Below are 10,717 nucleotides of genomic sequence, written 5' to 3'. Positions count from 1 at the left end.
TATCGAGGGCATGCAGCCCCACGTGTTCCAGCTGTAGGCCCAGTGCGTCCAGCGAGGCATCCAGCGTGGCGCAATCGAATCCGGCATGATGCAGGCGTGGTCCCATGACGGCCAGCCAGGCAGCCAATGGGTGTGCCGTATACAGCTGTTGATAGAGTGCCCAGCTTGGCATGGGCCACGGGCGCCCTCGGCACAGCAGGTTGTGGCCCTTGCAGTCGGCGGGGTGGCTCTGCTGTATCAGAGCGGTCAGGGCTTCTCTGGGTGTTCTGGAGAGGGCCCCGACCTGCAGCTCCGCCAGCACCAGCCAGCTACTGTCATCGTTGGGTGCCAGCAGGTGAATCAGTAACCCTTTGTCAGCCATGGCGTAGTGGCCAACGGAACGATAGCCCATTCTGGCCAAGGGGGCGCTAAGCGCACTGGTAGCGAAAGGGCCATGGTTTAGCGTTACCAGCGTCAGGTATTCTGCGCTGGTGCTGATGGGCCATAGCCTGAGTGCACCGATATCCGGATGATTGTGGATATAGTCCAGCCAAAGCTGTTGTAAAAACTCCTCGCGCTGCATCGGTATTCCTCGCCGCCTACTGGCCTGGGTAAAACGAACACGGTTATCGAACGCTTAGTATAGGCAAGCGAGCCTTGGCGGCTTCAACGCGAATCGATGGAGGTTTTAACGCCGGATGATCAGGCAGGGTCAGGAGGCAAGCAGCTGCTTGTCGCGAACGAACTGGTCGAACTCGGTGTAACCGCCCACGTGCTGCTGGTCGATGAAGACTTGCGGCACGGTGTGGATGGGCTTGCCAGCCGTTTTGGCAATATCTTCCTTGGTAACGCCTTCGGAAGGCATGTCGACGTAGCGATAGCCTTCGATCTTGCCACTGTTTTCCAGATGCTCGGCAAGCTGTTTGGCGCGTACACAGAAGGGGCAGGACATACGCCCAAAAATAACCACGAACATGGTAATGACTCCGTTGAATGAGGTATGACTTGTACAGTAGCGCCCATTGTGGCGTAGCCCGGCGTGTTTCGCCAATAGCAGGACGCTACGCTCTCCATAAAGCCCTACAATGGGGGCGAGCAACACCGAGCGTTCACAGGAGTACTCTCATGCAAGCCTTGCAGGCCCAGGACTATGGCTATCTGGCCGAGTTGGCGAACAGCTACCGAGACGCATCGTTAGCGGCGCTGAAAAAGGAGGCGCACTACAACCCTCGATTGAGCGTCGATGCGCTGTGTTTTCAATACGGCGAGGTGCGAATCAACGGCGCCAGCACCCTGGTCGGTGCGCTGATTACCCCGTGTGCATTATGGATGCTGGTGGTGCCTGAGCAGGCAACGCTGTCGGCCCCCCTGGAAGAGAGCCTGGTGGTGTCCTTGCCGTCTGGCCGTTATCGGATGACGCTCGAGCGCTTGCCGAACGGTATCGAGTTCTATCAGCGTTGCATTCTGAACGACCTGAGCGAGCTGGAGAGCCTGCAAGAGGCGTCTCGGCTTGCCCAGCGCATGATGGAGCAGTTGATGTCACCTGCTACTCTCTGAGTTTACTCGGTAGAAGGCAGAAGCCCGAGACTGCACCTATAATTTTAAGCGTTTATACCTTCATTTCAGTCGATTCGATAAAAGGAAGCCTGCATGTCAGCAGATAAAGCGTCAACGCCCCGTGTTGCAGTCGTCACCGGTACCAGCAGCGGTATTGGTGCCGCCGTAGTCCAGCATTTTTGCGAGCAGGGTCACCAGGTCTTGGCAGTGGATTTCAACGAGGCAGGTCAGGAGGTGGCCGATCAGGCCGGTGCGGCGTTCTACAAGGCCGATTTGACCGACCCGGACGCCTGCCGTGGTGCCATTGCCGACGCCGTGAAGCGCTTTGGTGGCGTGGATATCCTGGTGAACAATGCCGGTATTCAGCACGTGGCGGCCATCGAGTCTTTTCCAGAGGAGAAGTGGCGGCAAATCATCGACCTGATGTTGACCGCGCCTTTCCTTCTGACCCAGGCGGCCTGGCCGCACATGCGTCAGAAGGGGTGGGGGCGAGTCATCAATATCGCCTCTATCCATGCCCAGGTAGCCTCACCCGGCAAGGCCGCCTACATCAGTGCCAAGCACGGCATGATCGGTCTGACCAAGACGGCGGCCCTCGAAGGGGGTGAGCAGGGCATCACGGCCAATGCCATTTGTCCGGCCTACGTCAAGACGCCGCTGGTCGACAATCAGATTGCCGACCAGGCAAAGCTCAATAATATGGGTGAGCAGGAAGTGATCGAGAAGATCATGCTGAAAAACGCAGCGGTAAAACGCCTGATCGAGCCTTCCGAAGTGGCCCAGCTAGTCGCCTATCTGGCGTCGGATGCTGCGGGCGCAGTGACCGGTGCCAGCTGGAACATCGACCTGGGCTGGACCGCCCACTAACGGCGTACCGGGCGCTTCTGCAGCTTGCGCTGAAGCGTCCGGCGATGCATGCCAAGGGCTCTTGCCGTGGCCGAAATGTTGCCATCGTGCTCCTGTAGCACTTTCTGGATGTGTTCCCAGGTAATGCGGTTGATCGAGGGCGGGTTGTCGGCCAGCTCCACGTTGGGGTCGGCTTCCGGGTGCTCGAAGGCCGCCATGACGTCATCGGCGTCGGCGGGTTTGCACAAGTAGTTGATGGCTCCCAGCTTGATGGCTTCGACGGCGGTGGCAATGCTGGAGTAGCCGGTGAGTACGACGATACGGCAGCCCGGCACGGTGTTGAGCAGCTCGGGCAGCAGTTTGAGCCCCGAGCTGTGCTCGAGCTTCAAATCCAGTGTGGCCATGGTGGGCAGGAACTGCGCGGCGGTCGCCATGGCTTGGTCGGCGTCATGGGCCACCATCACCTCGAAGCCACGGCGCGTCAACGCGCGGCTCAGTACGTGACAGAACATTTCATCATCATCCACGATCAACAGGCGCTGGTCTTGGTTCTGCATGGCATCCTCGATGGTCTGACTTGGCACTGATGGCAGGCTAGCCCGGTGCGGAGCAGCGTGGCAGCGTCACTTCCGTCAGTGTTCCCCCTTCCGGGTGATTATACAGGCTGACACCGCCACCAAACCGATTGATCGTGGCGTGCGTCAGAAAAAGCCCGATGCCCATTCCCTTGCTCTTGGTCGACACGAAGGTGTCGCCCAGCTGGTCGGCAATCGACATGGCGATACCGGGGCCATGGTCGCGGATATCGATCACGACGCTTTCCTCGTGCCAATCCAGGCGAATGGCGATGTGCTCGGGGTTGGCGTCGGCGGCGTTGTTGAGCAGGTTGGTGAGCGCCTGATCGAGGGTGGCGTCCACGGCAATCCACGGCCGTCCCCGCCGCTCGGCCACGTCGAAATGGTGGTTGACGTCAGGACGAATCACCAGCCAGCGCTGAACCACGCCGGCCAGCCATATCTCGGCATCGAGGATTTCCGGTTCGGCCATGCGGCGTCGGTCGGCGTTGTTGACCAGGTGCTGCAGCCGGGATTTGCAGATATCCACCTGCTGACGCAGCAGTGCGATGTCATCGGCGAGCGCAGAGCCTTGCGCTACATCGGTCTGCATCTCCTTCAACAGCACGGCCATGGTCGACAGCGGCGTGCCCAGCTCATGGGCGGTGCCGGCGGCCTGAGTGGCCACTGCCAGCACCTGCTCGTTGCGTAGCGCGGCTTCCCGGGTGCGTGACAGTGCCTTGTCGCGGCTGCGTAGGGCATGGGCCATCTTGTAGATGAAAAAAGTCACGAGCCCTGCCGACAGGCCAAAATTGAGCCACATGCCCAGCACGTGCAGGCTTAAAGGGCCGTCACTGCTGATATGACCTAGCTGCGGAATGGGGTGGTAGAAAACATCAGGAAGGTATAGCCGCCCATGGCACAGGCAGCAATGATCCAGGCATGTCGCCACGGCAGCGTGGCAGCGGCAATGGTCACCGGCACCAGGTAGTAGGTGATGAAAGGGTTGGTAGACCCCCCGGAAAAATAGAACAGCAGCGTCAGGCCGGTAATGTCTGCCAGCAGGTGGGCCAGATACTCGATATGGGTGACCGCCCTGGGGCGGCCCAGCCGCCACCAGGTGGCAATGTTCAGCATGCCCATGGCAATGACTACGCTGACCACCGCCGTGACCGGCAGATTGAACGCCAGCAGCTCGATGCCGACGATGATCGCCATCAGAAAGCCCGTCCAGGTAATCCCCCGGACGATGGTCAGCCGGACCAGATTGCGGTTGGGCGTGGAGAGCGGTAGGGGCAGGGCGGTAGCCATGGACGATTACTTGTTCGATGTCTTGACGCTATGAATCACGAACTTGATGAATAGCGTCATGACGAAGGTTAACCAACCCGCCGATGCCAGCAGGTTGAACAGCAATATCTTGGGTGGCAGCCAGGCACTCCCCAACAGCGTTTCCAGCAGGATATGGAAAAACATGGCCAGCAACAGGGGCAGGGCCAGGGTATGCATCCACATGTCGGTGCGCCGCTTGCGGATATGGTAACGCATCAGCAGGTAGCGCAGCGGTCGGTGTGCCCAACTGAACAGCAGCAGCGCGCCTACCACGAACAACATGGCCAGCGTCGGCTCGGTACTTTGTTGATACATGGAAATGGAGATCGACCAGGCAAGGCCTAGCCACACCAACCCCTCTATGCTGGCAATGACATCCGCATAGCGTCGTACGTTCTGCATAAACAACAGCATCCTTGGTCTTACAACGTGGCGTCATGATACGACACTTGGCTGGGCCTGTGGGGGTCGTGTGCAGATTTATCCCGCGGGGCGATTGGGTATACTGTGCAGCCGTGACACCCCTCTTTCACTTTCAAGACAGGACTTGCCGTGGACGCTATCACGATCACTCGCCCCGACGATTGGCACCTTCACCTTCGCGACGACGAGGCGCTGAATGCGGTGGTAGGCCATACCGCAGCCCAGATGGGGCGGGCCATCATCATGCCCAACCTCAAACCGCCGGTGACCACGACCGAGCAGGCCATGGCCTATCGTGAACGTATCCTGGCGGCCTTGCCGGCGGGCAGTGCGTTCGAGCCGCTGATGGTGTTGTACCTCACCGACACGACGCCCGCAGAAGAGATCGAACGGGCTGTCGCCAGCGGCGTGGTCAAAGCGGTCAAGCTCTATCCGGCGGGGGCAACGACCAACTCGGCTTCCGGCGTCACCGATATCGCTCATTGCGACGCAGCCATTGCCACCATGGCGCGGCTGGGAATGCCGTTGCTGGTGCATGGTGAAGTGACCGACCATGATATCGACATCTTCGACCGTGAAGCCGTGTTCATCGAGCGTGTCATGAAGCCTCTGTTGGCTCGTCACCCGACGTTGAAGGTCGTGTTCGAACACATTACGACGCAGCAGGCCGCTGAATTCGTCGCTGACGCGTCGGACAATGTCGCAGCGACCATCACCGCTCACCATCTGTTGTTCAATCGTAACCAGATGCTGGCCGGGGGCATTCGTCCTCACTACTACTGCCTGCCAATCCTGAAACGTGAGCAGCATCGTCAAGCGCTGTTGAAAGCGGCCACCAGCAGCAGTGCGAAATTCTTCCTGGGGACCGACAGCGCTCCTCACGCCAAGGGCGACAAGGAGTCAAGCTGTGGCTGCGCCGGCGCCTATACGGCACCTGCCGCTATCGAGCTTTACGCCATGGCGTTCGAGTCGGTTGGGGCACTGGACAAGCTGGAGGCCTTTGCCAGCCTGAATGGGCCGCGTTTTTATGGGCTAGCGCCCAATGCCGACACGATTACGTTGGTGCGCCGTGATTGGCAACTGCCGGAAAGCTACCCTTATGCCGCAGGGCAGACCATCGTGCCTTTGCAGGCGGGTGAAACCCTGGCGTGGCAGATGGAGGCGTAAGAGGTCAGTCCCCATCGCCTGGCGGCGATGGGGGGGGCAGAGTCATTCGCTGGCCAGCTTCGACAGCATCTGGTTGACCATGCGTGAAGAGTGGTCGGCGGCCACTTCGAGGAACTGCTCGAAGGAGAGGTGGTTGTCACCGCTGCCCGGGATGTCGGACAGGGCGCGAATCACCACGAAGGGGCAGCCATACAGATGACAGGTCTGGGCAATGGCGGCACCTTCCATCTCGACCGCCAGCATGGTGGGGAACTGGGCGCGGGTCCTGGCTACCCGCTCCGGGTCGGCCATGAACGAATCGCCGGTGGCGACCATGCCTTCTCGCACCGTCACTTCGCCCAGGGCCGCAATGGCGCTGCGTGCCACGCTGCGCAGGTGTTCGCTGGCCGGGTAAGCCTCTGGCATGCCGGGCACCTGTCCCAGGGCATAGCCAAAGACCGTGGCATCTACGTCATGGTGGCGCACTTCGTCCGAAATGATCACATCACCAATGGCCAGGTCTGTGGCAAACCCGCCTGCAGACCCGGTGTTGATGATGGCGTCTGGCTGGTAGCGTTCCAGCAGAATGGCGGTTCCCACAGCGGCGTTCACCTTGCCGATGCCAGATTGGAGAATGACCACCTCCAGGCCATGCAGCGTGCCGGTATGAAACACGAAGCCTGCATGCTCGGCACGCTCAGCGCTCGCCAGTTGGCTCGCCAGAATGTTCACTTCTTGCGCCATGGCGCCAATGATACCAATACGTTGCACCGTGATGTTCTCCGCGAGTCGGTGGGGATAAGGCGTTCGTTGCCGGGTTCAATGCTGCTGATCGTGTCGCTCAGCGGCTTCCAGCGTGTTTTCGAGCAGAGTGGCTACCGTCATGGGGCCTACGCCGCCGGGCACGGGAGTAATGTAGCTGGCGCGCTCGACCGCTGCGGTAAAGTCCACGTCGCCAATCAGGCGGCCATCGTCCTGGCGGTTGATGCCCACATCGATGACCACCGCGCCGGGTTTGATCCATTCACCCTTCACGATACCCGGTTTTCCGACGGCGACCACCACCAGGTCTGCACGGCTGACGTGGCTTGCCAGGTCGCGTGTAAAACGGTGGCAGACCGTCGTTGTGCAGCCTGCCAGCATAAGTTCTAGCGCCATGGGGCGACCGACGATATTGGAGGCGCCGACGACCGTGGCATCCATGCCGCGTACGGCAATGCCGCTTTGCGTCAGCAGGGTCATGATGCCCTTGGGTGTGCAGGGGCGTAGAGAAGGCAGCCGCTGGGCCAGGCGGCCAAGGTTGTAGGGGTGGAAGCCATCTACGTCCTTGTCGGGCCGGATGCGCTCCAGAATGGGGCCGGCATCGAGATGGGCCGCCAAAGGGAGCTGCACCAGGATGCCGTCGACGCTGGGGTCGGCGTTGAGTTCGTCTACCAGCGCTTCGAGGGCGGATTGTGAGGTATCCGAGGGCAGGGCGTGTTGGAAAGAGAGAATGCCTGCCTGCTCACAGGCGCGGTGCTTGTTATTGACATAGACATGTGAGGCTGGGTCCTCGCCGACCACGACCACGGCTAGTCCGGGCGCACGCACACCTTCCTGCTGACGTGCCTGAATGCGGGCGGCAACGCGTTGACGGACATGAGCGGCGATGGCTTTACCATCGATGAGTTGGGCGGTCATGTAGTGAGATCCCTATTGAAAATGGAGAAGCGAACAAAAGATATGGCTCGGCAAGCGAGCAATTCGGCTGTGCAATTTTCGCATGGCCGGGCGGTCAGGCAAAGCATCGATCGAATCAAACGCTTTAAGTGTTGACTTTAGAATCAGAAATAGTAATATATGCCTCGCTTGAGACGGGACACGCAGCAGCGTTCAAGGCAAGTATCGGGATGTAGCGCAGTCTGGTAGCGCGCCTGCTTTGGGAGCAGGATGTCGGGGGTTCGAATCCCTCCATCCCGACCATTTACTTGAAGCCGATTACTTGAAGTTAAAAGTAACACTGCTTTCCAGGCTTTGGTTGTGGTCAAGTGCTCATCGGTATCTTTGGATACATTATGTGCGCCCATAGCTCAACCGGATAGAGCAACGGCCTTCTAAGCCGTAGGTTGCGGGTTCGAGTCCTGCTGGGCGTGCCATCAAGAATGCGAAATCGTATTCTCCTGTCGTTATTATCAAGCATCTGTTTTGTCATGGTGGGTGTAGCTCAGTGGTAGAGCCCCGGATTGTGGCTCCGGTGGTCGTGGGTTCGATCCCCATCATCTACCCCATCGACAAGACGTTCTGCAGTATCCAGGTTGTGGTGGGTGTAGCTCAGTGGTAGAGCCCCGGATTGTGGCTCCGGTGGTCGTGGGTTCGATCCCCATCATCCACCCCATTAACCTGATCATGTTTCTTCCTCGAAACTCTCGTTCTACTCTCCTCGTTGTTTTCAATCATCTGCCTATCCTTCGTCGCCTACTGTGGCACGATTATCTTGGCATGACTTTGATGTTACTTCCCTCCGCGCGTGTTATTTCCATGGGTGTGCCCAAAAGATAGCCTTGCGCATAGTCGATGCCCAGTTCGTGTAGCTTATCCAGGGTTTCCTGCGTTTCCACGAATTCAGCCACCGTTTCGATATGCAGGGCCTTGCCCACGGCGTGAATGGCTTCCACCATGGCGCAATCAATGGGGTCCTGGTGCAGATTGCGGATGAAGCGGCCATCGATCTTGAGATAGTCGACCGATAGCTGTTTGAGATAGCCAAACGACGACAGGCCGGTTCCAAAATCATCCAGCGCAAAATGGCAGCCCATCGACTTCAAGGTTTGAATCAGCTCGCTGACTTTCGAGAGCTGCGCGATGGCAGCGCTTTCGGTGATCTCGAAGCACAGAGTGCCAGGGGGTAATTTGGCGGCGCGTACCTGGCGAATCAGCTCATGACAGAAATCGCTGTCGGACAATGAATCGCCAGACAGGTTGATCCCCCAGCGACCAACGATATCGGGTTCGGCACTGCGGCAGCGGTCACTTAGCCAGGCCAGCGTGTTGCGAATGACCCAGCGGTCGATGCGTGGCATGAAATGGTAGCGTTCGGCGGCGGGTAAAAAGCTGCCGGGGGTGATCAGCTGACCATGCTCTTCCAAACGTATCAAAATCTCCTGATATCCCTTGTGAGGGGCGCACACAGGGTAGATTGGCTGTGCAAACAGGCGGAAAGTGTCGTTGTCCAGAGCATTTTGCAAGCGCTGTACCCACTGCAGTTCCCCGTGTCTTTCCAGCAGTAGCTGGTCGTCGGGCTGGTAGCAGTGGATCCGGTTGCGGCCTGCCTCCTTGGCGCTGTAGCAAGCCGCGTCGGCCGCATGCAGCGTGTCGGCAAGGCGCATGGGGTGGGCTGAGGTAATGGTGACGAGCCCAATGCTGACACCGATGCCGAAGGTGTGCTCCTGCCAGGCAAAGCGGAACTGCTCTATATCGCTGCGTAGCGCTTCGCAAATTAGTTTGGCCTTTTCCAACGAGCAATCGGGCAGCAGTAGCGCAAACTCATCGCCCCCCAGACGTGCCACGGTATCGCTACTGCGGACATGCGCTTTCAGCTTGCGAGCCACCTGACGAAGCAGCTCATCACCAGCCTGGTGGCCGCAGGTGTCATTGACGATCTTGAACTGATCCAGGTCCAGGTAGCAAAGCGTGTGGTCGCCTCCCGGCTGTGCCAGTAGTTTGCCGAGCAGCGACTCGAAGGCGCGGCGATTGACCAGTTCGGTCAAGTTGTCGTGGGAGGCCTGATAGCTGAGCTGTTCGGAGAGCTTGCGCGTCAGGCTGACATCCTGAAAGACCACGACGGCACCCAGGGTGATACCGCTACGCGAGCGAATAGGCGATGCGCTGTGCTGGAGCGGGTAGCGCTTGCCATTGCGGTGCAGCAGCATGCTGGGGTCGGTGTATTGAAGTGGACGATGCTGGGTCAGGACATGGCGGGCGGGATTGTTGATTGGTTCGTCGCTATGTTCGTCACGCAGCTGATAGATACGGTGAATCGGTTTGTTCAGGGCATCGCTGGCGTCCCAGCCGGTCAAACGCTGCGCCTCGCTGTTCATGAAGGTAATGTTGCCACTGGCATCGCAGGTGATCACCCCGTCGCCAATGGAGGCGAGCGTGGTGCGGGCAAGATCGCGCTCTCGATTCAGCTGCTCCTGCAGCAGTTTTCGCTCGGTGATGTCGCGCACCATGCCTGAACGTTCCGAGTGTGACCCGGCAGCCCCCTCGCTGACCTGAATTTCGAGATAGCGTACCTGTTGGTCTTCGGTGCGTCGCTTGATTTCCAACCGTGTGCCAGGCGCCAGGGAGCGGCGGGGTAACAGCGTGCTGATGGGCTGCCCAATGAGCTGTTGGGCTTGTACGCCGAACAAGGCCTCGGCGCCAGGGTTGAGGCTGGTAAGCGTGCCATCTGCCTGCCAGGTTAAGACGCCGTCACGCAGGTTACGCAGCATGACGCGGGTGTGACCTACGGCGCGCTCCAGGGCGGCGGATACTCGATTGTAGCTGGCAGCGATTTCCCCTACCTCGGTAAACGGGTCGGCGTCGATACGCTGGCGCATGTCGCCCTGGCGTTCATGTTGGCGCATGTGTTCGAGGAGCTGATGCAGCTCATTTTTGGCGCCATGTTCCGCCAGATTGAGCCCCATCTTTTCGGCATCGGGTGAAACTCGCAGAGGCATGATGCGCTTGCTCAGCTTTAGCAGTAGCCAGGCGATGCCAAAGCTCCATGCGCCGCACACAATCACGCCCATGAGCTGAACTTGAAACTGCTCCCAGCGGCTTAGCGAGGTGCCCAGCGCTTCCAGGTTAGCCACCCAGGGCAGTGCCAGCGTGCCCCAGATGCCGGTGACAAGGTGGGCGGG

At 59.4% G+C, this 10,717-nt stretch carries 10 protein-coding genes, 4 tRNA genes and 1 pseudogene; 7 read left to right on the top strand and 8 right to left on the bottom strand.

Features of this window, described 5'->3' with window-relative positions; genetic code table 11:
- Together B7L72_RS06170 and B7L72_RS06165 are read right to left on the bottom strand one after the other, a co-directional pair.
- A partial coding sequence (locus B7L72_RS06170) for a DUF1338 domain-containing protein (protein ID WP_081193240.1) occupies positions 1-562 on the bottom strand: 562 nt, incomplete at its 3' end.
- A gap of 129 nt (positions 563-691) precedes the next feature.
- Positions 692-955 carry a GrxA family glutaredoxin gene (locus B7L72_RS06165; protein ID WP_016913785.1) on the bottom strand — a complete coding sequence of 88 codons (264 nt, stop codon included), beginning with the start codon at positions 953-955 and terminating at the stop codon, positions 692-694.
- 149 nt (positions 956-1,104) lie between these two features.
- On the opposite strand from B7L72_RS06165, the gene hybE reads away from it, so the two are divergent.
- A complete protein-coding gene (gene hybE, locus B7L72_RS06160) occupies positions 1,105-1,536 on the top strand; it encodes a [NiFe]-hydrogenase assembly chaperone HybE (RefSeq protein ID WP_081193238.1) in 432 nt (143 codons plus the stop codon).
- A 93-nt stretch (positions 1,537-1,629) separates the two neighbouring features.
- Positions 1,630-2,403 (top strand): 3-hydroxybutyrate dehydrogenase, encoded by a 774-nt coding sequence (locus B7L72_RS06155; RefSeq protein WP_016913787.1) that lies wholly within the window; start codon positions 1,630-1,632, stop codon positions 2,401-2,403.
- On the opposite strand, the gene B7L72_RS06150 is transcribed toward B7L72_RS06155, so the two are convergent.
- The 3 genes and pseudogenes from B7L72_RS06150 to B7L72_RS06140 form a co-directional block, all read right to left on the bottom strand.
- The gene (locus B7L72_RS06150; RefSeq protein WP_016913788.1) at positions 2,400-2,939 is read right to left on the bottom strand and encodes a response regulator transcription factor; all 540 of its coding nucleotides are present in this window, start codon (positions 2,937-2,939) and stop codon (positions 2,400-2,402) included. The genes B7L72_RS06155 and B7L72_RS06150 overlap by 4 nt on opposite strands.
- A 37-nt stretch (positions 2,940-2,976) precedes the next feature.
- A pseudogene (locus B7L72_RS06145) lies at positions 2,977-4,247 on the bottom strand (ATP-binding protein).
- Between the two features lie 6 nt (positions 4,248-4,253).
- Complete coding sequence (locus tag B7L72_RS06140; protein ID WP_016913790.1) at positions 4,254-4,670, bottom strand: hypothetical protein; 417 nt, start codon at positions 4,668-4,670, stop codon at positions 4,254-4,256.
- Between the two features lie 150 nt (positions 4,671-4,820).
- On the opposite strand from B7L72_RS06140, the gene pyrC reads away from it, so the two are divergent.
- Entirely contained in the window at positions 4,821-5,858 is a 1,038-nt protein-coding gene (pyrC, locus tag B7L72_RS06135; RefSeq protein ID WP_081193236.1) for a dihydroorotase, read from the top strand.
- Between the two features lie 42 nt (positions 5,859-5,900).
- Here the strand turns inward: pyrC and mtnN are convergent, their stop codons facing one another.
- On the bottom strand, positions 5,901-6,608 hold the full coding sequence (gene mtnN / locus B7L72_RS06130; RefSeq protein ID WP_016913792.1) for a 5'-methylthioadenosine/S-adenosylhomocysteine nucleosidase: 708 nt from the start codon (positions 6,606-6,608) through the stop codon (positions 5,901-5,903).
- 48 nt (positions 6,609-6,656) lie between these two features.
- Positions 6,657-7,517 carry a bifunctional methylenetetrahydrofolate dehydrogenase/methenyltetrahydrofolate cyclohydrolase FolD gene (gene folD / locus B7L72_RS06125; protein ID WP_081193234.1) on the bottom strand — a complete coding sequence of 287 codons (861 nt, stop codon included), beginning with the start codon at positions 7,515-7,517 and terminating at the stop codon, positions 6,657-6,659.
- A gap of 205 nt (positions 7,518-7,722) precedes the next feature.
- Between folD and B7L72_RS06120 the strand changes: the two genes are divergently transcribed.
- The 4 genes from B7L72_RS06120 to B7L72_RS06105 all read left to right on the top strand — a co-directional run bounded on the left by B7L72_RS06120 (position 7,723) and on the right by B7L72_RS06105 (position 8,211).
- A tRNA-Pro gene (locus tag B7L72_RS06120) sits at positions 7,723-7,799 on the top strand.
- A gap of 96 nt (positions 7,800-7,895) precedes the next feature.
- A tRNA-Arg gene (locus B7L72_RS06115) sits at positions 7,896-7,972 on the top strand.
- A 57-nt stretch (positions 7,973-8,029) separates the two neighbouring features.
- Positions 8,030-8,104 (top strand) — tRNA-His (locus B7L72_RS06110).
- 32 nt (positions 8,105-8,136) lie between these two features.
- A tRNA-His gene (locus B7L72_RS06105) sits at positions 8,137-8,211 on the top strand.
- A 94-nt stretch (positions 8,212-8,305) separates the two neighbouring features.
- On the opposite strand, the gene B7L72_RS06100 is transcribed toward B7L72_RS06105, so the two are convergent.
- The coding region (locus B7L72_RS06100) for an EAL domain-containing protein (RefSeq protein ID WP_081193232.1) at positions 8,306-10,717 on the bottom strand (2,412 nt) is incomplete at its 5' end.

Source organism: Halomonas sp. BC1 (assembly GCF_002078135.1).
In the GTDB taxonomy this organism is placed as follows: Bacteria; Pseudomonadota; Gammaproteobacteria; order Pseudomonadales; family Halomonadaceae; genus Vreelandella; species Vreelandella stevensii.
The sequence above is the reverse complement of the archived record's forward strand: the minus strand, read 5'-3'. Positions and strand labels throughout refer to the sequence as shown.